Origin of the sequence: Leptothermofonsia sp. ETS-13, assembly GCF_049200465.1 — a bacterium.
GTDB lineage: Bacteria > Cyanobacteriota > Cyanobacteriia > Leptolyngbyales > Leptolyngbyaceae > Leptothermofonsia.
Window position 1 is genome coordinate 831,159 of record NZ_CP120836.1, and the last position, 22,987, is coordinate 854,145.

Sequence of the window (22,987 nt, forward strand, 5' to 3'; positions counted from 1 at the left end):
ACCTCAACAGGATGGATTCGACATAAACGAGAGTGGCTATTCAGCCTCACCTGCATGCAAACGCTACCCTGCCTGCGATAATAACCTTGGTCATTTTAATATCCTGTTCATTGGCTGCGTTGACTTATGACTGTTTCGGCTAGCCCTGCTCCCAATCTTGCTTCCCAACTGGTAAATGGTATTTTGGCAATTAAACCGCTAGCAAACCTGGCCAAGAACCAGGCACGCCAGATGATGATTAGACGGGCAGAAGCGATCGGAGTTTATTGGACAAGGGAGGTCGAGTCCCTCAAAGCACGAGATTGGAGTGCAGAACTGGCAGCCGTTCAAAATCCTAACCTGAAGTATCCAGACTATTACGTGACTTCCTTCCACGCTTATGAAGAAGGGAATTTGGGATGGGAGCCAGCCCTGGAAGTTGAGGTTGCTGCCCATGCCGTTCATGCTCGCATCTGGCGAGATGCGGGAGCTCAGGGGGATGCTCGCCTGCGCCAGAGTTACCACGATATTCTCAAAGTACAACTGCCAGAAGCTCCAAAAGATATTGTCGATCTGGGTTGTAGCGTTGGCATGAGTACGTTTGCCATGCAGGCAGCCTATCCCAATGCCAGCATCACTGGAATTGATTTGTCGCCTTACTTCCTGGCAGTGGCCCATTACCGCACCCGGAATCGGGAGCAGGGTAAAGGCTACGGTATCCAGGAACGGTTTCTCCCCCTTCCTGCCGCTTCTCTCCCCACTCCGCGCTGGTTACATGCCCCGGCTGAAGCAACAGGGCTTCCAGATGCCTCCTTTGATCTGGTTTCGGCGTTTCTCATCTTCCATGAGTTACCTCAACAGGCAGCCATTGCCATTCTCAAAGAGGCACGCCGTATTTTGCGCCCCGGTGGTCATTTTGCCCTGATGGACATGAATCCCAGCTCTGAAGTGTATGCCAGGATGCCGCCCTACATTCTGACTCTGCTGAAGAGTACAGAACCCTATCTGGACGAGTACTTTGCGCTGGATTTGGAGCAGGCATTGGTGGATGCTGGCTTTGAGCAACCAATTGTTACCAACAATAGTCCCCGTCATCGGACGGTTGTTGCCGCTGTTAGTTGTTAGAGAGGGGTGAGGGGTAAGGGGTGAGGAGGTGATCGGGTAACGGGAGGATGGGGTCCATCACTCCATCCCTCATTCACTCATCCACCCTTTTCCCCTTAGCAAATCAGGAATGACTGGAAGGAAAAGTGCGATCGCAATACCTCCAAAATCAACCGTTCTGCATACTCTTCCAGTTCTGTCATAAATAACCCTTCACCATAGCTTGTCCCTGAGTAGAGCCAGGTTCCCCGCAGGGTGATCTCGACAAATTCGCCGTCAACCGGATAAGGAGAGGTCAGGTTTTCCTCAAATCGGGCAATAGTTGTCAATCGGTCCAAAAGCAGTAGGTTCGCAGGCAACAGAAAGGAAGCAGTTCCGGGTTCTGCTATCAGGCGATCGCCCAATCGCATCGCTAAAACAAATCGTAGTGAAATCAATTCCTCCAGAGGTTGGTTCAAGTACTCCAGATGTATTCCCGAATCGGTGTAGGTAAATTTCAGCATGGTTCTGGTAACTCCTGCTTTTTTCCGGGTAGGTGAGGCATTCGTTCAGACAGGCAAACCGCACCATCGTCACGACTACAACGGTGCCAGGTTATTTTCCGTGTATAGAAGACAGCAATTCTCCCACTTCCATCCCAAAGAAGCGGGTTGGGGCAAATACAGAATTATTGTGTGCCAAGCCTGCACTAAAGATTTGAATTAAGAACAGTAGAGCTAAGCTTTGTTTTCTCGACGCATGGGCATCAAGCCTTTATTTTTAGGTGACCACCCTCTGATACCGGCTGGGGACTAAAGGCTGAGGGAGTTGTGAGTTGTTAGCTGTTAGTTGTTAGAGAGGAGTGAGGGGGTAAATGGGTAGATGGGTGGATGAGTGATAGGGGGATAGGGTATTTCCCTACTCCATCACTCCCTCATTCCATCACTCTCCCACCCTCCCACTCCTTTCCTCTTTTAGCTCCTGATTCTCCGCTCCTGACTCCTTCCAATAGAGCTAAGTTCTATCAAGGTTTAATTGCAAAAACTGAAACAACAGGTTGCAGATTGCATTTTACATACTACACTTGTATTACAAACCTGTCCACACTTTTTTGGAGGTCTATGATGCATACACTTACCCGCACATCCACCACTGAAATGGAAGTTACCAGCATTCGTCTAGAGCGGGAGCTGAAAGAGCGCCTTAAGGAGCTTTCTGGCAACCAGGGCTATCAGGCCCTCATTCGAGATATTCTCTGGAACTACGTGCAACAGAAATCGGGAGACTTTACGCCACAGGTTTCAAAGGCCGAAATACGAGCCACGATCGCCGCCACTGCCCAGCATGAAGAACGCTGTGCCCTCACAGGCAAGCCCATCCGTCCAAATGAGCCAATGTTGTTAGGACTCACCGTCAATGGGGTTCTTGTTCCCCTCATCCCCACCAGCTTGAAATAGGAAGCCTGCTTCATGAGAACTGATACTGTTTGGCAGGACAAAACCTTAGTTGAAAGTTTTTTGGGAGTCTGAGGTGCGATTCCCTACGCTATAGACTCAGATCAACATCGCGCTGCAAGTTGTTGATCGAGCAGGAATCCCGGTCAGGCGAGTTGCTGATTTAGGCTGTGGAGATGGAGCGATCGCATGTGTCATCCTTGCCCGTTACCCAGCAGCTCAGGTGACTGCCCTTGATTTTTCTGAACCCATGCTTGAGCAGGCCCAAAAACGCCTGCAACCCTATGGCGATCGCGTCACCTGTGCCCAGGCAGACCTGTATACTTCTGACTGGCAGACAGGACTGTACCCGTTTGATGTGAGTATTTCTGGCTATTGCATTCACCATCTGCCAGATGATCGCAAGCAGGCGCTTTACCACGAGATCTATCACCTGCTGAATCCAGGAGGATGCTTCCTGAACATTGAGCACGTTGCATCTTCTACTTCCTAGGTCGAGAACCTGTTCAATGAGTCTCTGGTAGATGCTTTCTATGATTGGCATCGATCTCAGGGGGGCACAGACTCTCGTGATAGGGTTGCCCGACGCTTTGTCTACCGTGAGGACAAAAAAGCGAACATTCTGGCTCCGGTTGAGACTCAATGCGAGTGGCTACGGGCGATCGGTTTGCAGCAGGTAGACTGCTTTTTCAAATGGTATGAGCTGGCCTTGTTTGGAGGGGTGAAGGAGTCATGACAGGTTTTGAGTTATAGGTTTTTGGGGTTTTAAGTATCCCTGACTCATAACTCAAAATTCACAACTCAAAACTTTCCCCCTCCCTTTGCTATCATAGGTACGCAAGATAAGCGGATGTGGCGGAATTGGAAGACGCGCTAGATTTAGGTTCTAGTGCCGCAAGGCGTGAAGGTTCAAGTCCTTTCATCCGCATCAATTAGAAGAACGATAGATAAAGGGTTTCAGCCACTAAGCAGGTTAAAACCCTTTTGTTTTTGGCTAAATTTTGCCTGCTAGTGACTATGAATTGGCTATATAGCTCTACGCAGGTGCGTTAGGACATTGGAATTAGAGAGGGAGTGGGGGCTTCGCCCCCAGCCAGGGGTTCCACCCCTGCACCCCGTCCTAACCATAATGACTACCGCTATAATCTTTGGCAGGATGGCAAAGTTCGCTCCACCTGGACGTTAGACCTGTTGGCAGAAGTGGTTCTCCAGCAGGACATCACCTGGAGTCGAGCCAAGCGGTGGATTGGCTCTCCCGATGAGCAGTATGAGCTAAAAAAGCGACAGCACAACCGATGACTCAAGCTGAGAGAGCAGAACCCAGCTTGGATTGTGGGCGTTCTCGACGAGGTCTAGTGGAGTCGGTTGCGCGACCCAATGATGCACCCTGGCGTGAGAATGGGAAGTCGTTAGCATTGATGGAAGAGACACAAGACAAACGTGACCCTGAGGCTAAAGCCATCGCTTGTTATGGGGTGTACTTGAGAGCGCACTCTCAGATGCTGGTGCGCTGTGTGGAGCAACGCCCGCGGAGCAAGATCACTGGTGAGTTTTTAGCCTGGATCGCTCAGCAAGTGAGTCAAATGGGTCAGCGAGTGCGGCCCTTGATTGGGGATAACGTGAGCTGGCACTTCTCCAAGCCTGTGCGGCCATGGGTCAGGTAACACCAGGCTCAAGTCAAGCGAACGGGAAAGGGAGGGCGATTGATTCTCTCTCAGTTACCTGTAAAAAGTCCCTGCTTGAATGCGATTGAGTCGAAGTGGATTCATGCCAAGCGGGCCATTATAGAACCACAACGGATACTGAGCGCACAAGAAGTTAAGTACTGAGCGCACAAGAAGTTAAGACCAGAGTCTGTGACTATTTTGATTGTCCCCTGCTAGAACCCCTAGCAAAAAGGTCTCTTGAAAATACACTAGCAGCCCTTATCCTCTTGCCACCTGCGCCAGGTGAGTCTTGTCAGACAACCCGGCTGAAATCTCTTAAACTAATGACAATAAGTAGGTAGCCACAATTAATTGTGAAGGTAATTATGAAGGGGAGAATGGGGCTGCATCCCCAGGCAGAGGGGGCACCCCCTCCACTCCCAAAATTTCCTTACCAAAATTTCCTTAATTTAATTGTGCCCAGCTACTTAGAATCTGCGATATGAAACACAGACTAGGAACCCATGCAAAATCTTTGGAATAACGTCTCTAAGTGGCCCCTGTTTGTTCTGGGAGCCATTCTGGGTGTATTTTTCAACGCAGTTAAACCCCTGGTACCGCTGCTAAAAAATCCTGTTACAGCGATCGCGCTGATTGGTCTTCTGCTTGGAGGAATTGCCTTTATTGCGTTTACCTTGCGCGCCATGATGGGAATGGGTCCGGTTTAACCGATTACAAACCCGTGGCTGATTACGGCAAAGCTGCTAGCATTGAGCTATTGGCTTTTAGCTATGTGGAAGGGCGATTTTGTTATGGCTACGAGTCGTCGGGTTGCTCGCGTTGCCGAACTCATCAAACGTGAAGTCAGTCAGATGTTGGTTTCTGGCATCAAGGATGATCGAGTCGGTGCGGGAATGGTCAGTGTGACGGATGTGGACGTTTCAGGTGACCTCCAGCATGCGAAGATTTTTGTCAGTATTTATGGAACTGCGGAAGCCAAAGCAGAAACGATGGCGGGTTTGAAATCCGCAACTGGCTTTGTTCGCAGTGAATTGGGGCAACGGATTCGTCTACGTCGCACGCCAGAAGTTGTGTTTCTAGAAGATAATTCTCTGGAGCGGGGCGATCGCGTCCTTTCCCTCCTGAACCGCCTTAACCAAGAACGAAAAACCTTCGATCTTGAAGACTGGGACGATGGGATGGTTTCAGCCGAGGATGATTAAGGAGTAATGACACGAGATGTTATTCCCACTTGATTGGTGAGTTACGCTATCGCACCCTACAGGTACAACTCCGTTGGGGACTTGTGTGTCAATACAACTAACAACTCTCCCAGTGCTTGCCTTCCTTCCCGATATAGACTCCCTCTCCCTCTCCGAACAAGTTGCCCAGATGGTGGTAGTAAGGGCTTCTGGTTACTTGTTTAATCATCAAATTCAATATCCCCAGTGGGAGCCGGATACCGAAACACTACGTCGTTGGTTGCAAGAACTGGGGATTGGTGGGGTGATTTTGCTGGGGGGGAGTGCGGCTGAAATTGCCCTGCGGACTCAGCAGCTTCAGGGATGGGCAAAAGTTCCGCTACTGATAGCAGCCGATGTGGAAGAGGGAGTAGGGCAACGATTCTCCGGAGCAACCTGGTTTCCGCCACCGATGGCGTTAGCAGCCATTGCTGAAAAAAATTTGCTACTGGCAAAGCACTATGCCATGCAGATGGGAACCGCTATTGCTAAAGAGGCACAGGCCATTGGGCTGAATTGGGTGCTGGCTCCAGTCGTGGATGTGAACAATAATCCTGACAATCCGGTGATCAATGTGCGGGCCTTTGGCAGTACTCCTGAAATTGTGAGTGATTTGGCGATCGCCTTCATTCAGGGAGCCCAGCATCACCCTGTTCTGACAGCGGCCAAACACTTTCCTGGCCATGGGGATACTGCCACCGATTCCCATCTAGATCTGCCAGTTCTGAACCATTCTTTGGAGCGGTTATACCAGGTAGAACTGCCTCCGTTTCGGGCGGCGATCGCTGCTGGGGTAGATGCGGTCATGAGTGCGCACCTGCAAATTCCAGCGTTTGATCCAGACTATCCAGCAACCCTTTCTCACCGGGTTCTTACCGAAGAACTGAGACAAACCCTGGAATTTGATGGGTTGATCGTCACCGATGCGCTGGTGATGGGGGCGATTGCTAACCGCTATGGAGCAAACCAGGCACCTGTGCTGGCGGTAGAAGCCGGGGCCGATATTCTGCTCATGCCTGTCGATCCGGAGGGGGCGATCGCAGCGGTCTGTGCCGCCGTTGAAGAAGGACGAATTCCGGCGGAACGAGTTCGGGCTTCCGTCGAGCGAATCTGGAAGGCGAAGCAGAAAGTTTGTTTTTCGTTGCAGGAGGGGGAACCTTCCCATGCCTGGGAAACGCTACCACCCGCTGTAGAAGCTTGCGCAATCACAACTTCACTGGCACAGCCGGAGGCGATCTCGATTGCTACTGGCACCCTACAGGAATCCATGCAGGTTCATTGTCCCGTCACTCTCCCTCCCGCTGGTGTGGGGAACCTGCGTAACCTGATTATTGTGGATGATTCACTTGCCTGCAACTTTTTAAATCACCATGCTCCTGCGATCGCTATCCCCAACCAGTTTGGCTACCAACTTCAGATGGTGGACAGCCACACTCCCACCAGTCCTGCAGGTATGGATGAAACCGAACGACATCCCACCCTCCTGCAACTTTTCATTCGTGGGAATCCCTTTCGCGGCAGTGCAGGACTGACCCAGACCGCGCAAGCCTGGTTTCAATTCCTGCTGAAGTCCGAACAGTTGCAGGCACTGGTTGTCTACGGCAGTCCCTATGTCCTGGAAAAGTTTCTGCCGGGTCTGCCTGCAGATATTCCCTACCTGTTTACCTATGGGCAGATGGCAGAGGCCCAGGCGATTGCCCTCAATGCTCTGTTCGGAAAGCGTTACTGATCAACGATTCAGAGCGAAGTCACTTTGACGACTGGTTGAGCAGGATATTCTTTGACAAGCCGTAGGGCTGACATGGGAACTCGCCGCCCAGGAAAATAGCGGGGATGCCGTCGATTCATGGGTCGATCTGCGTAAGGTCGTGGATCAGGAAGCATTCTGGGCTGTTGGGCTTTGGCTACTGCGAGCCGTTCTTCGGCGATCGCGAACCAGATCTGCCCAAATGTTTGGGGATTAAGTTCCTTGTCCTTCAGTTCGGGAAATAGTTGGAAGAACCGAGCATTTGTCAAACTATCTAACCTTGGGCTACTTGGCCCCCGCTCTCCCAGTTCTTGCAACCACCGATCGTAATTATTGAGATTGTAGGTTCCCAATTTTGAACGGGTTTCTGGGGAGAGTTGTGCCAGTATGTCATACAGCTTCTGGGCGATCGCGTCTGACTGTTGGGCAGAGTCAGATTTCACTGAATAAAAAATATTAATTACCCCGCGATCGTTCAGTAAATCCTGAAAGAACTGGTAACTCACGCCCAACCGGGCAAGGCGATCGCGCTGTTCTGCTTCCCTTGCAGATTGGGCTGTTTCAGGGGCAGGGGTGTTCTCCGAATCGGGCACCTGGATGGCAGGTAGAGGTGAAACCTGAATCGATCCTGGGGATACCACTGTTGGTAGTTCGGGAGTAGGACGGGTCAGATGATGACTGGCGAGGACTGCGATCGATACACTTGTGATACAGACACCACTGGCGATCGCAACTACGGGTAAAGCCTCCCAATTTCGCTCATCCTCTCGCCACCCTCTATCGATGGGGGTTATTACTCCTCCCAGTTTGAGGCACTCCTGAACAATAGATTCCAACATCCGCAGAAGTTGACCCTCGTCAAGAGAAATGGGTCTGAGATCGTTAAGGTACCTCAAAATTCTCTCCCCGATGATATCAACGTGTTCACTGTCTAGCTTCTGTCTACGGCAAAGCCGCTTTAAAAACTCCTTCGATTCCCGACTCAGTGGATCTTCTCGAAGCACTCGCTGGGCGAACTCTAACGCATAGGTAATGAGGCGATTCTTATATTCACTGGCATGAGAGGCAGTCATGAGCCCTCCTGAAAATTAGTATATATGAACTATATACAGTATATATGCTCGTTGAAGAAAGCTCGCGAAAAATCCACAAATAATCGTACACATGTACTATCAAGTGTCTATAATTCATATAGATCTCTTGTACTATATCTGGTTTGCAATGGAGAAAAAACTGGTTAGTTTTCGCCTTCCCGAAAGCTTATTGACAGAATTGAAGGCTAAGGCACAAGCGGAGGGTGTATCGGTAACTGAGCTTATCTGCCGGTTTTCTCAGCAAGGGTTACATGGAAGCCCCCGTGAAACGATGGGTAACAGTAGTGCTGATACAGATATTCGGCTTGCTCTGGTCAGGTTAGAGGAGCGGGTTAACCGTTTAACCCAACTGGAAAGCCGTTTGGATACCTTTTTGGGCACCAAGCTAATTGGCATTCACAGTGGCGGAGGGCAGGGAGTATTACACAGCAGATGACAACAGAACCTTGCAAACACTACAGTTTGTGAATAAAGTTTGAGTTAATCTTGCAGAAATCCCATTTCAGCAGCCAGAAAGGAGTCGCGAGTGAACGCCGCCGAACAGGCAAAAAGCTTGGAAGTTGCCAGCAAAATCGCCACTGTGGTTAATCTGTTCAAAGCTGAATTTCCCGATGCAAGGTCAGACCTGAAGCCGTGGGCAAACGACCCGGATACGCGGGAACTGGTCGATCCTGACTCCATTGACATTGGGTTTCATTTCCCTGGGGTTTCCAAATCGCTTCAGAGCCGTAGCATTTTGCTCCAAATCCGGTTCCATGAAGATCTGGAGACGGGCGATCGCCGTGCTATTGGAATTGAAATGGCAGGTTTTGATCACCGGGGCAAACAATGGCGACTCTCTACAGTCGAAAACTGGATCTTTGAGGGCGAAAGCTGCCCCACCCCTGAAAGGAGCGATAAGCTGAAAGCATTCCTCAGAAAGGTTCTGGAGCTATTTAACTAGCAATTAGGCTGTTCGTTATGGGCTTTAGCTTTTCCCCTTTCGCCTTCCCCTGAAACCGACTGTATAGCGGTAGTCATTATGGTTAGGACGGGGTGCAGGGGTGGAACCCCTAGCTAGGGGAGAGGCCCCACTCCCTCTCTAATTCCAATGTCCTAACGCATCCGCGTAGAGCTATAACTGATGAACTCGCTTAGGCATTTGGGGATGCGGGGGTTAGGAAGGAGTGATGGGTGAATGGGTAGATGGGTGAATGGGTAGATGGGTGGATGAGTGGATGGGTGGGTGGAGGGTTTGTCAAATTTTTTGTGGCAATCCTGGAAAGGGGGGCGAGGGAATCAGGGTTGCGAGGAGTCAGAGCCCCGTTTCTAGAACACCCTCCAGTCCCTAATCCCCGTCTCTTAACTCCTGGCTCCTGACTTCTGACTCCTCACCCCCTCACTTAACTAACAAACCCCTTCACGGCGATTGCGATTCAACGGCAATGCTGGATAGCGGCTGATTCACAGCAATGCGGGGCAGGCGGTGCTTGAAGCCGCAGAGAATTTCCCAGGAAATAGTGCCCAGTGTTTTCGCCCAGTCATCTGCTGAAATGGAGCGATCGCCATCCCGCCCCAGCAGAGTAACCACCTCACCTTCCTGTACATCGGGCACCGTGCTGACATCCAGCATGATCTGATCCATGGTGACTGTACCAATTTGGGGAACTTGCTGCCCTCTTACTAAAACATTCATTCGATTGGAAAGGTTGCGGGGCACTCCGTCAGCATACCCGATCCCGACAACCGCCATCCGCAGTTCTCGATCCGCAATGAATTGATGCCCGTAGCTCACCCCTGTTCCAGGCGAGATGGTTTTTACCTGAGTAACCCTGGCCTTAACCTGCAAAGCGGGTTTGAGGTCGATAACAGAGCGCAAATGGTCGGCAGGGTAAAGTCCGTAGATAGCCAAGCCGACCCTTACCAGGTCATAGTGCAGGTTGGCATCTGCCAGGGTTGCAGCCGAGTTTGCCAGGTGTAACCGGGGAGGATTGATACCTACGGCCCGGATCTGAGCAATCGCCGACTCAAACCGTTGGTGTTGCCGATTCATAATGGTTGGGTCAGGATCATCCGCCGTTGCCAGGTGAGAGTAGACACTGGCAATTTCCAAATTGGGCAGTCGATGAACCAGGTGTGCAAACTCTGCCGCCTGTTGCCACGCAGATCCCAGACGGGACATTCCAGTATCCAGCTTGAGATGGACCGGCAGAGACGGGCAGTCATTCAGGTTTGCCAGGGTTTCCGAAAAAATCAGCGCCTGTCGGGGTGTACAAAGGGTGGGTTGCAGGCCCCAGTGGGCGATCGCCCGAATCTGTTCTGGAGTATGATTGGCTCCCAACACCAGAATTGGCGCATCAATGCCCGCTTCTCGTAACTCAATCCCCTCCGGGATCGTAGCCACTCCGAGCCAGGTTGCTCCTGCCCCCAGTACCGCCTGGGCCACCGTTGTTGCACCATGTCCATAGGCATCCGCTTTGATCACGGCCATCAGTGCCGCTTGGTCTGCTAGCAGGCTACAAATTTGGCGAACATTGTGGGCGATCGCGGCCAGATTGACCTCGACCCATGCCCGCTCTCGCTGCATCAGGGCCAGGCTCGGACTGTGATCCCAACTCAGCATGTCATCAACTCCTCCTATAGCGATCCTTCTTGAGATTTGAACGGGGTGCAGGGGCGGAACCCCTGCGTGGGGGCTTCACCCCCCCCTTGTTCACAAATAGTTTGTGAACGCTATATCACACCACGGTTCAAAAAATCATACTCTCATACCCACCGCTCTCTTGAGAGTTTAGGGATAAGTTTCACCGATAGGAGGTATCAGGGTCAGGAGCCAGGAGGCAGGAGCCAGAAGGCAGGAGGCAGGGGGCAGAAGGGGTTGGGAACTGAGAGTCAGTGTGGTGGAAATAACGGAGCCTTCGTTAAGGAAAGAAAATTAAATAATCTCTGGAACCTCACCTCGCCTTCGGCACCCCGCTCCGGACCCCACTCCGGCTCGGAGAAGGGACGGGGGAGAGGTTAAGGACGTGGAAAAATCAGATGTTATTTAATCCATGCTCCTAAGCCTGAGCACTTATCAAAAGTTATCGACCAACTGGCTTCACGGCTTCTTAGACAGTTCTGTCTGCTATTTAACGGGTACCAGATACATCTGCCCATCCTTGATCTGTAGCTGCCAGCCCAGTTTCTCAATTTCCCGCTTGGCTCTCTCCTGGGTTGGCTTGTCTTTTACCTGGGTTGCCTGACTATAGATACTGGCCCAGGACTGGAGGCGAACTGGAATGCTGTTGGGGTCTTTGCGAAGAAACTCTGCCGCCTGCTGAAAGATGGGTACCAGGTCTTCGTCGGGGGTACCTTTTGCCCATTTTGCAGCCATCTCATGGGAGCGAATAGAACCAGGAATATCCCCTAGCAACAACAGTTGATCCAGCCCTTTAAAGCGCCATACCTGGTAAGACTTAGGGTGGATTTGCGGCGAAAGGGCTGCTGTTCCCCGATCCATATACTGAATGGCCAGTTCTGGCTTTCCCAGCTGGTAAGAAAGCGTGCCAGAGAGGAAGAGGTAGATGTCTACAAAGCGGGGATCGAGGCGAGTTATGAGGTCGAAGTAGTGGGGGCTGAGGGAATAGCCCGTTTGCTCCCGCACTGGAGTGTCCCCGTAATATTGCAGAAAGTTGAGAAATACCCAATCGGCCAATAGGTTATCAAAGCCGAAGGTGGGAACTTTCTTCAACACCTCCAGCCGAATGGCTTCTTGCTTTTCGGCCTGTTTTGGGTCGGAAACCCAGAGAGAGGGACGGTTTAATTGAGAACGCTGTATCCAGACAATCCCAACCAGAGCGATCGCCGCGATCGCCCCACTAACCAGAAACGGTACCCACTTCGCACCCCAATTTTTACGACAAATCACACAAAAGCCCTCCCTAGCACAAGTGTATGCGAGGTCATCATGACCACTTAACAAAAAGCAATCAACCACCCAGGAACTTAGTGTAAAAATTTAACAAAAATGATTGTAGATCCCCTATCCCAATTCCCCCGGATTCGGTTAGATTGTCGGAAAGGTTTTCACCTGAAACAATCAAGGTTGCTCAGTATCCGGCATAAATTGCGTATGTTAACGCAGACAGAAAGCCAGCCAGTTAGACAGCCAGCAGGTGCTTTAACCTGTCTTCACCACCCAGTTGGGTGGCAGAGCGTTAGTCTATTGCCTGGCTGAATCGATCGGTGCATCGATACTTCAAATCACCTTGAAAACTGTCATCTATTTAGATAAATTGCAATCGAAGCCTCCAGGTATCCTTGGATTTGTTATTCCGATGTGACAGCCTAGGTTCCCTGCCGAAGCCAGATTGTGATCGTAAATAGTGTCTGGTTCCGGTGGCTGCTCTACTGCCCCCGCGACCTGCTCCAGTTATCTATAGGCAACTCTTCTATTTACTTGACAATCAATGAACCGAATCTCCAAGCGCTCTCCCCTGTTCCATCTTTCTCTTTGCGGTGGGGCAATTCTTGCTACAACGACACTTTCTTTTTTAGCTCCGACTCCTGAACGGGTTAGTGCAGCTTTAGAGGACAGTCCTAAAACCATCCTTGACGAAGCCTGGCAGATTGTGAACCGGGAGTATGTAGACAACACCTTCAACCGCACCAATTGGCAAACCGTTCGGCAGGATCTACTTAGCAAGAACTACACTTCAAAGGAGCAGGCATATGCGGCATTGCGGAAAGCCTTAGAGAAACTGAATGATCCCTACACCCGCTTCATGGATCCCAAACAGTATGAGGCATTGAGCAGTCAAACATCTGGAGAACTCTCGGGTGTGGGAATTCGTTTGGAGGTGAATGATCAGACAAAGATTTTGACTGTTGTTGAGCCGATTGAAAACTCTCCTGCAATGAAGGCGGGGATTCAACCCGGCGATCGCATCCTGGCTATTGATGGCAAATCAACCAAAGGCATGACTGTTGAAGATGCCTCTAACCTAATTCGGGGTAATGTGGGCAGCAAGGTCAAGTTAGAGATTGGCAGAGAAGGAAAGGCAAGCTTTGATGTGTCGTTGACCCGGGCTCGCATTGAACTGCCAACCGTTCGCTATTCCCTGAAGCGGGAAGGCAATAGCCGGATTGGCTACATTCGCCTGACTGAATTTAGCTCCCATGCTGCTGAGCAAATGCGGCGAGCCATTCAGGATTTAACCGCCCAAAAGGTGGAAGGGTTTGTTCTTGATTTGCGTGGTAATCCCGGTGGTTTGCTTCAATCCAGTATTGAAATTAGCCGGATGTGGTTGGACAGAGGCGCGATTGTGAAAACCGTTGACCGTATGGGCAAAGATGAACGAATTTCCGCCAACCAAACGGCTCTGACTAAACTTCCGCTAGTCGTGCTGGTAGACGGTAACTCTGCCAGTTCCAGCGAGATTTTGACTGGAGCGCTGAAAGATAACAAACGGGCAATGGTGGTTGGCAGTCAGACCTTTGGCAAGGCACTGGTACAGTCGGTCCATTCCCTATCCGATGGCTCAGGTTTGGCCGTCACAATTGCCCACTACTACACCCCCAACGGTACCGATATCAGCCATAAAGGGATTACTCCTGATGTCAAAATTGACCTGACTGATCGCGATCGCCAGAAGTTAACCGCCAATCCCAAACTTCTAGCAACGAAGGACGATCCCCAATATGCGCAGGCGGTGAGTATTCTAGAAAAGGTAGCGTTGAAAAAACTTGCCCCTGCTGCCTCAGCAGTGCAACAGGTGAGCACCCATAAAGAGTAGTCAATCCTGGGTTAAAAATGTTTGCCTAGATGCTATAGCAGAAAGGAGTCAGAAGCCAGGAACCAGAATAAATCTGGCTCCTTTTTGCTGGCCATCGATTCAAGATTGTTGGATCAGTATAGCGATCGCCACCAGGCTGAGGACGAGGTGCAGGGGTGGAACCTCTAGCTGAGGGCGCAGCCCCTTCACCCTCTTAAAACCAATGTTCTAAGCAACCTGACGACAGCTATAAATACAGGACTTACGTGTTTTGCCAAAACCTCGGAAGTTAAGCGCCAATGGGAGCATGGGTGCAGTTTTAGACTAAAACCTCCAAGGTTTGTGTAAGCTCTAAAAATGCGTAAGCTCTAAAAATAAGCCCAATTGTACCTGAGTTCATGTGTACTTTAGAGCGTCTGTACTGCTAATCTGGAATCAACGTGCTGTGTAGCGGTTTCCACCTGGGCAGGTAAGTAGCCAGACACAATTAAATTAAGGATAGTTTGGGAGTGGAGGGGATGAAACCCACTGCCTGAGGGCACCGCCCCCCTTGTTTCAGTTAATTACGGCTACCTACTCATCAGGATTCCAGGAAATAGCTAGCTGCACTTTTGCTATTCACTTGCGGTAAACCATTGGGTAAACCGCTGTAGCACCTGACTGCTATGATTCCGCAACGTCTGACGCTAAAAAATTTTTTGAGCTACCGGGAAGCCACTCTGGATTTTAGAGGGCTACACACCGCCTGTATTTGTGGAGCCAATGGGGCAGGGAAGTCTTCGCTGCTGGAAGCGATCGCCTGGGCAGTTTGGGGGCAGAGCCGTGCCGCTTCAGACGATGATGTGATTCACATTGGCGCTCAAGAAGCTCAGGTGGATTTTATCTTTACCAACAATCAGAATCTTTACCGAATTGTTCGTAGCCGCTATCGGGGGCAGGGAACGATGCTGGAGTTTCAGATTGCTCAGGGGAATCAGAAGGAAGCAACCGCAGAAGAATTACAAGGGGGAGAAGGGGCATCCCCCACTCCGTCCTTCCGTACTCTCACGGCTAAAGGCGTGCGTGCCACCCAGCAGCTAATTCTGGAGCACATCAAACTGGACTATGAAACTTTTATCAACTCTGCCTATCTGCGTCAGGGGCGGGCTGATGAATTTATGCTGAAGCGCCCCAGCGAGCGGAAGGAGATTTTGACCGACTTGTTAAAGCTGGATCAATACGACGACCTGGCAGAGCGGGCAAAGGACCGGGCACGACAGCTTAAGGGGCAGATTGAACTGCTGGAACGTAGCCTGGAGACTGTTCAGAACCAACTACAGCAGGACGGCCCAATTGCCCAGGAACGGAAAAAACTGGAAGCTGCACTGGCGGAATTACAGCAGCAACAGACTGAAGATGGTAACCAACTCCAGGCATTTCAACTAATTCAGCAGCAGCGCCAGACCTGGCAGCAAGAGTTGACCTGGCAACAGCAACAGCAGCGTATCCTGGCCCAGGATTGTCAGCGATTGCAACAGGAACTAGCGGCTGCCCAACAGCAACAGCAGGGTTTAGAGGCATTGTTTCAGCAGGAGGGGGCGATCGCGGCGGGCTACCACCATTTCCAATCCTTACAAGCCCAGGAAGAAATCCTGGCGAGTAAGCAGAGAACTCACCAGACAGTTCAGACCCAGCGCCAACAATATCAGCAACAGCAAACGGCAACCATCGCTCAACTACACAGCAGGCTTCAGCATACGCAAGCGCAGTTAGAAGCTCTGTTGCAGCAGGAAAGCGAAATTCAACACATTTTAAGTAAGGCAACCGATATAGAAGCGGCACTGACGCAACTTCATCAGGCGCGGCTGCATGCCAGTCAAATGGATCAACTTCAGGCCCAGGTAGCTCCCCTCCTGCAACGTCGCCAGCAGATTCAATCCCAAATTGATCGCATCCAAACTCGCCTCATTGCCCGCCTGGAAGAACTGCGTACCTCCGCCCGGCAGTTGCAAACTCAGCAAGAACGCCAGCCCAGGTTAAAGCAGGCCGTTTTGAAAGTCAGCGCTCGCATCGCAACACTAGAGGAACGCCGGGCTTACCAGCAACAGGTGCGAGAAAAAGGATTGGAACGCCGCAGTTTTATGGAACGCCTCCAGGCTCACCAGCGGGACTACGAAACCCAACTGGCAGAGGTGGAGCGCAAGATTCTACTGCTGATGCAGGAAGCCCAAGTGAATGAAGGACTGATGGAGCAATGGGGCGATGGGGAGACGGAGGAAATCCTGGAACACGGGAATGGAAAAGTTTCTCAGTCGGTCATTCCCAATTTAGAATCTGCCCTGCCTTCTTCCCCTATCTCCTCTCCCCGACGTTCGACTTCCTATCCTCCCTGTCCGCTTTGCGATCGCCCCCTGGATGAACATCACTGGAACCTGGTACTCGAAAAGCATCGAGTCAAACAGCAGGAAATTCTGGAGCAAATCTGGATCATCCGAGAACAGCTGTCGGTGTCTGAACGTGAAATTCAAGTTCTACGGCAGGAGTACCGTGACCTGGAGCAGGAACTGGCGGAGTATGGTTCAGTGCTGGAGCGTCGGGGACAGTTGCAAGAGCAACTTCAGGTAACGGCTGATGGGCAAGCCCGTTTACAACAAATCATGGCTGAGATCAGGGAAATTGAGCGATCGCTCGAAACAGGTGACTACGCAACCGAATTGCAAGAAGAACTCAAGCTACTGGATCATAGCTTGCAGCAGTTGAATTACGACGAAAAAAATCATGCATTGGCACGGGGGGAAGTTGATCGCTGGCGCTGGGCAGAAATTCGGCAAGCAGAAATTAAGCAGGCACAACGGCGACAGAACCAGATTGCCCAACGCCAGCCGGAACTGGAATCTCAATTAGCCGAGGTGCAGCACCAGTTAGAACAGTTAAATGCCGAAACGACCACCCATCTGGAACAACTGGATCAGCAAATAGCTGCCACTGGGTATGACCTGGAGCAACACAATCAGTTACGTCAACAACTGCGGCAGGCGCAATCATGGCAACTTCGCTATCAGGAACTGTGCCAGGCACGGCAGCACTATCCCCAGATACGACAGCGAGTGGAACAACTGTCCCATGCCTTTCAGGAACGACAGCAGGCTTTCCAGACTGCCCAAATCTTAACTGAAACCCTGGTTCAACAGTTGCAACAAATTCCTGATCGCCAGACTCAAATTCAGGATTTAGAACAACAAATGCAGGAACGGCGATTACGCCTGGACGAGACCCTGGCCCATCTCGGTCGCCTCCAGCAACAACAGCAGCAGATCGAAACCCTCAAAGCCCAACACTCAACCCTCAAAATCGATCTGCAATCAACTCAACGTCAGTACCGAATTTATCAAGAACTATCCCAGGCATTTGGTAAAAATGGAATTCAGGCATTGATGATTGAAAATGCGCTTCCCCAACTGGAAGCTGAAACCAATCAAATTTTGAGCCGTCTCAGTGCAAATCAACTGCATGTTCAATTTGTGACTCAACGGGCTGGGAAGGGCAACAAGTCGGCTGGTAAAGCCGGGGCAAAGCTGATTGATACCCTGGACATTTTGATTGCAGATGCTCATGGAACCCGTCCCTACGAAACCTATTCCGGTGGAGAAGCCTTTCGAGTAAACTTTGCGATTCGATTAGCCCTGGCACGACTCCTGGCCCATCGCTCTGGCACTGCTCTGCAAATGCTGATTGTGGATGAAGGTTTTGGCACCCAGGATGCAGAGGGATGCGATCGCCTGATTGCCGCCATTAATGCAATCGCCCCTGACTTTGCCTGCATTCTCACCGTCACCCATGTCCCCCACTTCAAAGAAGCCTTTCAATCTCGAATTGAAGTCCGAAAAACCGAAAATGGCTCCCAATTAAGCCTCTCAGTCTAGGAACACTGTGATTCGTATTTCGGAGCTTGTTTCAAATTTTCTAGATGCTGTTGGGCGATCGCGCAATTAGGGTCAAAGGATAGCGCTAACTCAAAAGCGGCGATCGCCGCTTCCGGCTGGTTCATTTGCAAGTAGGCAAGCCCAAGCCCGTTGGCCGGGTCCAGATTTAGTAAAGTCCGTTCAAACGGTTCGCTGCTATAGAAACTAGTGGTTTGCGCTAGGTTCAGGCATTTTTCAAAATAGGCTACTGCGCCCAGGGGAAACCCCAGCTCTAGCAGCATGTGTCCCGCCAGATAATTGAGTGGCAAATGGTCTGGGCACCATTCTAAGCCTCGCTGACAGAGCATACGGGCCGTTTCGAAATCATTTCTATCAAGGGCCTGAGTTGCCATAAAGTGCATGAGAGTTGGCACCCAGTAAAACCCTTCCGGCTTTTCGCCACTCATTAAACAGGGAAGCAGGCGATCAAAGGCTTCTTCATAGCACTCCTGGGCTTTGTCAAGCTGGTCAGTCCGAATGTAATTACGGGCAAGGCAATCCAATAACCAGAAGCTCAATCCTTCCTGCTGCCGAATCGCTTCCAGAATAGGAATATCGCGGGTGAGGGTTTTCTGGCGCAGGGCTTCCTCATCGCTGTTGCCATAGTGTAGGATTCTCGCCCCCTGGAGGTAGTTATAGACCAGCGGTGGAGCATCGGCGCGATCGCCCTCATATTTGAGTTGTTCGTGATAACGGTTCACATACTGAAAACCGGGCAGATTACGAAACAACCGGACGTGAAACCCGCCCAAAAACGCCTCTTCTGGCACATTGACATCATTTCGAGTGACGGCAAAGGCCAGCACCTCTGGCTGGGAAAGAAGTTGCTGGCGAAAGTCGGAGTCTTCTACAATCAGTTCCTCATCAGCGTCCAGATGCAAAATCCATTCCCCGGTAACCCGGCTCAGGGAATAATTTCGCGCTGCTGCAAAATCATCACACCATTCGAAATAATCCAATCTGGCCCCAAATTGAGCGGCGATCTCCAACGTATCATCCTGAGAGCCCGTATCAACCACCACAATCTCATCTACATAGGGTTCAGCGCTTGCCAGACACCGCGCCAGATTTTGACCCTCATTTTTGACAATCATGCAGAGTGACAAAAATGGTCTGGATTGCTGATTAACACTGCCATGATTAGCATTGTCAGGCATCCCGCTTTACCTCTTGCTTTCATCACACTGTGAGTGGGTCAGTTCCATAGTAAATGGGTGAATGGGTATGCGTTTGACGGAAGGCCATGCAAACTAAATCTCTTTCCCTTTCCCTACTTACCTCGCTAATTTAGACGGCTCTCCCAGCTTGCCGGTGGAAGAGTAGCTTAAGCCACTCTTTCATTTCAGGCAAAATCCTGGAATATTAATTTTATCCTGGTAATAGGCTTCGTTTATTACCAAACTCCCAGGAAAGCCATTTAGACCGCAAAAGAGAAGAAAGTTTTTATTTCTGTATCTATTTTTACAGATTTCTGATTTATACGGCGATTTTTTGTCTTGAAATCACGATATTTTCCTGACAGGAAAGTTCTTTCACAAACCAAATATAGCGACCCTATTTGGTTTGTGAGAAAAGTTCCGCGGGAATCCTTTCTCACAAAGTCTCCCAATCTCATAACTGATCTAAGACTGCTATACAGCGTTCACAAATCGCTTGTGAACAAGGGGGGTGGAGGTTTCACCTCCAAGGTAGGGGGTTCACTCCTGCACCCTGCTCAAATTTCAAGAAGGATCGCTATAGCATCGCTATGCATCGGCTGGTAATTGTGAATCTGGTAAGTTATATCCGATAAAACCAGCATCTGAATTCAACGAGGCTTTCACCATGACAGAACGCTATCCTCGCGACCTGATTGGCTATGGGCGAACCGCGCCCAACCCACAATGGCCCAATCAGGCTCGTGTGGCAGTTCAGTTTGTGATCAACTATGAGGAAGGTGGCGAAACCTGCATTCTACATGGGGACCAATCTTCAGAGGTGTTCTTATCAGAAATTGTGGGAGCGGTTCCCTTGCATGGCATCCGGCATATGAATATGGAATCGTGCTACGAATACGGTAGCCGGGCAGGTTTCTGGCGGTTGCATCGGATGTTTACTGAACGGGGAATTCCAGTGACTGTGTATGGGGTGGCGATGGCCTTGGAACGCAATCCAGAGGCGGTTGCTGCTATGAATGAGGCCGAGTGGGAAATTGCCAGCCATGGCTATCGCTGGATTGATTACAAGTATTTTGGTGAGGCGGAGGAGCGGGAGCATCTGCAGAGAGCGATCGCCATTCACACTCAAGTGACTGGTAGTCGTCCACTGGGCTGGTACACCGGGCGCACCAGTCCCCACACCCGCAAACTGGTTGTGGAAGAAGGGGGGTTTCTCTATGATGCAGACAGCTACGCCGATGACCTGCCTTACTGGGTATTGGACTACGGCAAACCCCATCTGGTCATTCCCTACACCCTCGACAACAATGACATGCGGTTTGCCACTCCCCAGGGTTTTAATTCAGGCGATCAATTTTTTGCCTATTTGCGGGATGCTTTTGATGTTCTCTATGCAGAAGGAGAGACGGCCCCCAAAATGATGAGCGTTGGCTTACATTGCCGCCTGGTGGGTAGACCTGGCCGGGCAGCCTCCCTAGCCAGGTTTCTGGATCATGTGCAGAAACACAGTCAGGTATGGCTCTGCCGTCGTATTGACATTGCCCATCACTGGTACCAGAACCACAAGCCATCTACCACCGACATCTGACATGACACCTCACTCCCCACCCCTCATGATAGCTGTCTCCAGGTAGCTTAGGACACTGGTAGGACATTGGGTAAAAGGGAGGGAGGGCTCTGTACCCCCAGCCAAGGGTTCCATCCCTGCACCCCGTCCTAAGTTTGGTGACTGCAGCTATATCTAAAGCAGCTATATCTAAAAAAGTGAGCGGAAAAGCTGAGTCTAATGCATAATGGCTAGCAACTTTTGCTCTAGTGGAGAGGCTTGAGTGCTTGAAACGAAAGCTGACATCATTGCTCAAATGATTAGTTATATGCAGAATGTCTTGGAAAAGCCTCATCCAGTCTTTGGCGGTCTACCAATCTGTCCGTTCGCTCGTAAGGCGCGGTTAGAGAAGAAAGTTCTTTATCACGTCTACCGTTTTGTGCCACTGGATCGCTTGAATCCAGATGTTCATCTGATGCAATTCATTCAGGACTTTAGCCGGTCCAAACAGTACGAAGCATTACTGGTCATCAATCCTGATAGACAGGCACTCACGTTAGATGAGCTACAGCAATTTGTGGAAGGGTTGAATGAGGTGATCGCCCCCTATGGTCTGATTGCTTTTGGTGGACACCCTCAAGAGCCATTTAATATTCAAGGAGTGTATACCCGGAGAGAGCCGTTCATTAACTTTACAGTTCAGACTCAGGAAAAAGTAAAAGCCGCATCCGATGCTCTACTTAAAACTCACTATTACGATTACTGGTCAGAAGAGAATCTGAAGCAGGTTGGTTTTCCCAGGCATTGATGACGGGCTTACTTTAACTTCTCCCAACTACCGTAACTTCTCCCAACTACCGTAGTGTACGGGTGCCAAATTTTGATTGAGCATGGCACTCCCTTTCGATACCTCGGCAGTACCCCAAACCAAGGTTGCTAAGCCTAAGAACAGAAGACTGGCAGCCACACCAATTGCGATCGCTAAAGTATTTGGAACGCGTTTTGTATCTTCTGCCAGATTGGGTTCTACCAGTAGGGCTTCCTCACATGTTGTTGGGAGCCATTCTGCCGATCCAGTTACCCACGTCTCTAATGCGCTGCGGTGGTAGAGCATGATTCTTCTCCTAGGACTTTCTAAGGTGTAGAGCGAATGGCACTACTTAAGCCCTGGATTAGAGTTTGGGTCGAAAGCTAAAGTCAGATTTAACTGGCTGCAATACTGTTTGCTAAAGCTTTCAAACTGTTTGCTAAAGCTTTCAACCTGGATTGATCAACTTGAGCTTTGCGCCTGCGTTTGATCTCAGCGTTCTTAAGTCAGTGACATTCGTATAGAGCTAATTTATTTATACGATTTGCTCCAGACGTCGGCGATGAAGAATCGTTATGAAATTTAGCCAGCGCTTAACGTTCTGTGAATGATTGAAATGAGACAAAATGTGGGGCGTGCTGAATTTGGGTATGAAATAGGTGCTGTATGCTCGAAACTTTGTTTTGATTCATACTGCTTTTCAGCAATGCCAAATGTAGCGTGTAGCGTCGCCGCTATATGTTGAAATACTAAAGCCAAGGCATCCTACCAGATAACTTATGTTTTCAACCTTATGTTTTCAACAATGTCGAGAATGGGGACATCAACCTGCCAAAGAGGATGCTGATTTCAATTGCGCTGCAAGAGTTTGCGTTGCCGGGGAATATTTTTCTGCTGTCGCTGAAGCGGGTCAGTGAGTTTCACGAAGCCACGACGCACTTTAGCAAACGGCGATCGCCCGACCCAAATCCCACCCGGAAATTTGTCAATTTGCTGCACCAGGAAAAATGGAGCAATCCAGCTACAGCGCATGACAGAGCTTCAGATCTTTCGTCAACGCCCAACTCCTGGATGCGGTTGCGATCGCCCAACTTTACCTTGCGCCCAAACCATTTCCACCGTCCAGAATCTCTGACACCAAACATTGGCATTCAAAACGACACTATCCCCACAGTTACGGCAGACTTGATTATTCAACAACTTGGGCTGCTGGAACATTTTCTGCCCCGCGACGGACGCTACAGCAGCATTCACTGTCAGATTCAGTGGTGCAACTTTCCAACGGGCGCACCGATTGTAGACGAATTAGCAAGGGGACAGCTCAACATCGGCATTTTAGGTGATTACCCCCTGCTTCTGAGTGCGCTGCAATCCCAGGAACAGGGAGCCTGTGTGACTCGACGATTTCCTTTGATTTTGGACAATCGGCAGATGGCGATGCTCACTTCGCTCCTTTCCATGACAATGAGTTCTTGCAAAAGCTGGTTGCCTGAGAGGGTTGGAGTGTGGGTAGCCAGACATCATCCTTAAGGCATAGAAAGGAATGACATTAATCT

General features: G+C 50.4%; 22 protein-coding genes and 1 tRNA gene. 17 read left to right on the top strand and 6 right to left on the bottom strand.

Features of this window, described 5'->3' with window-relative positions; translation table 11 throughout:
- Nucleotides 1-126: 126 nt before the first annotated feature.
- On the top strand, nucleotides 127-1,104 hold the full coding sequence (locus P4D80_RS03815; RefSeq protein WP_421657529.1) for a class I SAM-dependent methyltransferase: 978 nt from the start codon (nucleotides 127-129) through the stop codon (nucleotides 1,102-1,104).
- A 95-nt stretch (nucleotides 1,105-1,199) separates the two neighbouring features.
- Here P4D80_RS03815 and P4D80_RS03820 read toward each other — a convergent pair whose 3' ends face one another.
- Nucleotides 1,200-1,586, bottom strand: a complete 387-nt coding sequence (locus P4D80_RS03820; protein ID WP_421657531.1) for an alr0857 family protein — start codon at nucleotides 1,584-1,586, stop codon at nucleotides 1,200-1,202.
- On the opposite strand from P4D80_RS03820, the gene P4D80_RS03825 reads away from it, so the two are divergent.
- The 9 genes from P4D80_RS03825 to P4D80_RS03865 all read left to right on the top strand — a co-directional run bounded on the left by P4D80_RS03825 (nucleotide 1,585) and on the right by P4D80_RS03865 (nucleotide 7,132).
- The gene (locus P4D80_RS03825; RefSeq protein ID WP_421657532.1) at nucleotides 1,585-1,788 is read left to right on the top strand and encodes a hypothetical protein; all 204 of its coding nucleotides are present in this window, start codon (nucleotides 1,585-1,587) and stop codon (nucleotides 1,786-1,788) included. The genes P4D80_RS03820 and P4D80_RS03825 overlap by 2 nt on opposite strands.
- 395 nt (nucleotides 1,789-2,183) lie before the next feature.
- Entirely contained in the window at nucleotides 2,184-2,519 is a 336-nt protein-coding gene (locus P4D80_RS03830) for a hypothetical protein (RefSeq protein WP_421657533.1), read from the top strand.
- 136 nt (nucleotides 2,520-2,655) lie between these two features.
- Entirely contained in the window at nucleotides 2,656-3,009 is a 354-nt protein-coding gene (locus P4D80_RS03835; RefSeq protein ID WP_421659482.1) for a class I SAM-dependent methyltransferase, read from the top strand.
- A 353-nt stretch (nucleotides 3,010-3,362) separates the two neighbouring features.
- A tRNA-Leu gene (locus P4D80_RS03840) sits at nucleotides 3,363-3,444 on the top strand.
- Nucleotides 3,445-3,590: 146 nt separating this feature from the next.
- On the top strand, nucleotides 3,591-3,815 hold the full coding sequence (locus tag P4D80_RS03845) for a hypothetical protein (RefSeq protein WP_421657535.1): 225 nt from the start codon (nucleotides 3,591-3,593) through the stop codon (nucleotides 3,813-3,815).
- Nucleotides 3,812-4,180, top strand: coding sequence for a hypothetical protein (locus P4D80_RS03850; protein ID WP_421657536.1), 369 nt, complete (start codon nucleotides 3,812-3,814; stop codon nucleotides 4,178-4,180). Before P4D80_RS03845 ends, P4D80_RS03850 begins: the two co-directional genes overlap by 4 nt.
- A gap of 506 nt (nucleotides 4,181-4,686) precedes the next feature.
- Entirely contained in the window at nucleotides 4,687-4,890 is a 204-nt protein-coding gene (locus P4D80_RS03855; RefSeq protein WP_421657537.1) for a DUF751 family protein, read from the top strand.
- An 84-nt stretch (nucleotides 4,891-4,974) separates the two neighbouring features.
- Entirely contained in the window at nucleotides 4,975-5,385 is a 411-nt protein-coding gene (rbfA, locus tag P4D80_RS03860; RefSeq protein WP_421657538.1) for a 30S ribosome-binding factor RbfA, read from the top strand.
- A 112-nt stretch (nucleotides 5,386-5,497) separates the two neighbouring features.
- Nucleotides 5,498-7,132 (top strand): glycoside hydrolase family 3 protein, encoded by a 1,635-nt coding sequence (locus P4D80_RS03865; RefSeq protein ID WP_421657539.1) that lies wholly within the window; start codon nucleotides 5,498-5,500, stop codon nucleotides 7,130-7,132.
- An 8-nt stretch (nucleotides 7,133-7,140) separates the two neighbouring features.
- On the opposite strand, the gene P4D80_RS03870 is transcribed toward P4D80_RS03865, so the two are convergent.
- Complete coding sequence (locus P4D80_RS03870; RefSeq protein WP_421657540.1) at nucleotides 7,141-8,223, bottom strand: hypothetical protein; 1,083 nt, start codon at nucleotides 8,221-8,223, stop codon at nucleotides 7,141-7,143.
- A 148-nt stretch (nucleotides 8,224-8,371) separates the two neighbouring features.
- Here P4D80_RS03870 and P4D80_RS03875 point away from each other — a divergent pair, with 148 nt between their 5' ends.
- Entirely contained in the window at nucleotides 8,372-8,680 is a 309-nt protein-coding gene (locus P4D80_RS03875) for a hypothetical protein (protein ID WP_421657542.1), read from the top strand.
- A gap of 90 nt (nucleotides 8,681-8,770) precedes the next feature.
- Nucleotides 8,771-9,187: a hypothetical protein gene (locus tag P4D80_RS03880; RefSeq protein WP_421657543.1), complete on the top strand. Its 417-nt coding sequence runs from the start codon at nucleotides 8,771-8,773 to the stop codon at nucleotides 9,185-9,187.
- Between the two features lie 456 nt (nucleotides 9,188-9,643).
- Here the strand turns inward: P4D80_RS03880 and alr are convergent, their stop codons facing one another.
- Together alr and P4D80_RS03890 are read right to left on the bottom strand one after the other, a co-directional pair.
- Nucleotides 9,644-10,846, bottom strand: coding sequence for an alanine racemase (gene alr, locus P4D80_RS03885; protein WP_421657544.1), 1,203 nt, complete (start codon nucleotides 10,844-10,846; stop codon nucleotides 9,644-9,646).
- A gap of 504 nt (nucleotides 10,847-11,350) precedes the next feature.
- Nucleotides 11,351-12,133, bottom strand: a complete 783-nt coding sequence (locus P4D80_RS03890) for a hypothetical protein (RefSeq protein ID WP_421657545.1) — start codon at nucleotides 12,131-12,133, stop codon at nucleotides 11,351-11,353.
- 541 nt (nucleotides 12,134-12,674) lie between these two features.
- Between P4D80_RS03890 and ctpB the strand changes: the two genes are divergently transcribed.
- Together ctpB and P4D80_RS03900 are read left to right on the top strand one after the other, a co-directional pair.
- On the top strand, nucleotides 12,675-14,000 hold the full coding sequence (gene ctpB, locus P4D80_RS03895; protein WP_421657546.1) for a carboxyl-terminal processing protease CtpB: 1,326 nt from the start codon (nucleotides 12,675-12,677) through the stop codon (nucleotides 13,998-14,000).
- Between the two features lie 644 nt (nucleotides 14,001-14,644).
- The gene (locus P4D80_RS03900) at nucleotides 14,645-17,881 is read left to right on the top strand and encodes an AAA family ATPase (RefSeq protein ID WP_421657547.1); all 3,237 of its coding nucleotides are present in this window, start codon (nucleotides 14,645-14,647) and stop codon (nucleotides 17,879-17,881) included.
- Here the strand turns inward: P4D80_RS03900 and P4D80_RS03905 are convergent.
- Nucleotides 17,878-19,077, bottom strand: coding sequence for a glycosyltransferase (locus P4D80_RS03905; RefSeq protein WP_421657549.1), 1,200 nt, complete (start codon nucleotides 19,075-19,077; stop codon nucleotides 17,878-17,880). The two genes, P4D80_RS03900 and P4D80_RS03905, sit on opposite strands and share 4 nt — an antisense overlap.
- A gap of 667 nt (nucleotides 19,078-19,744) precedes the next feature.
- Between P4D80_RS03905 and puuE the strand changes: the two genes are divergently transcribed.
- Both puuE and P4D80_RS03915 read left to right on the top strand, forming a co-directional pair.
- Nucleotides 19,745-20,665 carry an allantoinase PuuE gene (gene puuE / locus P4D80_RS03910; RefSeq protein WP_421657551.1) on the top strand — a complete coding sequence of 307 codons (921 nt, stop codon included), beginning with the start codon at nucleotides 19,745-19,747 and terminating at the stop codon, nucleotides 20,663-20,665.
- A gap of 241 nt (nucleotides 20,666-20,906) precedes the next feature.
- Complete coding sequence (locus P4D80_RS03915; protein WP_421657552.1) at nucleotides 20,907-21,431, top strand: hypothetical protein; 525 nt, start codon at nucleotides 20,907-20,909, stop codon at nucleotides 21,429-21,431.
- Nucleotides 21,432-21,458: 27 nt separating this feature from the next.
- Here P4D80_RS03915 and P4D80_RS03920 read toward each other — a convergent pair whose 3' ends face one another.
- Complete coding sequence (locus tag P4D80_RS03920) at nucleotides 21,459-21,737, bottom strand: hypothetical protein (protein WP_421657554.1); 279 nt, start codon at nucleotides 21,735-21,737, stop codon at nucleotides 21,459-21,461.
- A gap of 534 nt (nucleotides 21,738-22,271) precedes the next feature.
- On the opposite strand from P4D80_RS03920, the gene P4D80_RS03925 reads away from it, so the two are divergent.
- Nucleotides 22,272-22,961 (top strand): hypothetical protein, encoded by a 690-nt coding sequence (locus P4D80_RS03925; RefSeq protein WP_421657555.1) that lies wholly within the window; start codon nucleotides 22,272-22,274, stop codon nucleotides 22,959-22,961.
- Nucleotides 22,962-22,987: the final 26 nt, after the last annotated feature.

Bases quoted from the DNA above. Each gene is read 5' to 3' on its own strand.
- P4D80_RS03815 (WP_421657529.1), top strand. From the start codon at position 127: ATGACTGTTTCGGCTAGCCCTGCTCCCAATCTTGCTTCCCAACTGGTA.
- P4D80_RS03825 (WP_421657532.1), top strand. From the start codon at position 1,585: ATGGTTCTGGTAACTCCTGCTTTTTTCCGGGTAGGTGAGGCATTCGTT.
- P4D80_RS03820 (WP_421657531.1), bottom strand. From the start codon at position 1,586: ATGCTGAAATTTACCTACACCGATTCGGGAATACATCTGGAGTACTTG.
- P4D80_RS03830 (WP_421657533.1), top strand. From the start codon at position 2,184: ATGATGCATACACTTACCCGCACATCCACCACTGAAATGGAAGTTACC.
- P4D80_RS03850 (WP_421657536.1), top strand. From the start codon at position 3,812: ATGACTCAAGCTGAGAGAGCAGAACCCAGCTTGGATTGTGGGCGTTCT.
- P4D80_RS03855 (WP_421657537.1), top strand. From the start codon at position 4,687: ATGCAAAATCTTTGGAATAACGTCTCTAAGTGGCCCCTGTTTGTTCTG.
- rbfA (WP_421657538.1), top strand. From the start codon at position 4,975: ATGGCTACGAGTCGTCGGGTTGCTCGCGTTGCCGAACTCATCAAACGT.
- P4D80_RS03870 (WP_421657540.1), bottom strand. From the start codon at position 8,223: ATGACTGCCTCTCATGCCAGTGAATATAAGAATCGCCTCATTACCTAT.
- P4D80_RS03875 (WP_421657542.1), top strand. From the start codon at position 8,372: ATGGAGAAAAAACTGGTTAGTTTTCGCCTTCCCGAAAGCTTATTGACA.
- alr (WP_421657544.1), bottom strand. From the start codon at position 10,846: ATGCTGAGTTGGGATCACAGTCCGAGCCTGGCCCTGATGCAGCGAGAG.
- ctpB (WP_421657546.1), top strand. From the start codon at position 12,675: ATGAACCGAATCTCCAAGCGCTCTCCCCTGTTCCATCTTTCTCTTTGC.
- P4D80_RS03900 (WP_421657547.1), top strand. From the start codon at position 14,645: ATGATTCCGCAACGTCTGACGCTAAAAAATTTTTTGAGCTACCGGGAA.
- P4D80_RS03905 (WP_421657549.1), bottom strand. From the start codon at position 19,077: ATGCCTGACAATGCTAATCATGGCAGTGTTAATCAGCAATCCAGACCA.
- puuE (WP_421657551.1), top strand. From the start codon at position 19,745: ATGACAGAACGCTATCCTCGCGACCTGATTGGCTATGGGCGAACCGCG.
- P4D80_RS03920 (WP_421657554.1), bottom strand. From the start codon at position 21,737: ATGCTCTACCACCGCAGCGCATTAGAGACGTGGGTAACTGGATCGGCA.
- P4D80_RS03925 (WP_421657555.1), top strand. From the start codon at position 22,272: ATGCTGATTTCAATTGCGCTGCAAGAGTTTGCGTTGCCGGGGAATATT.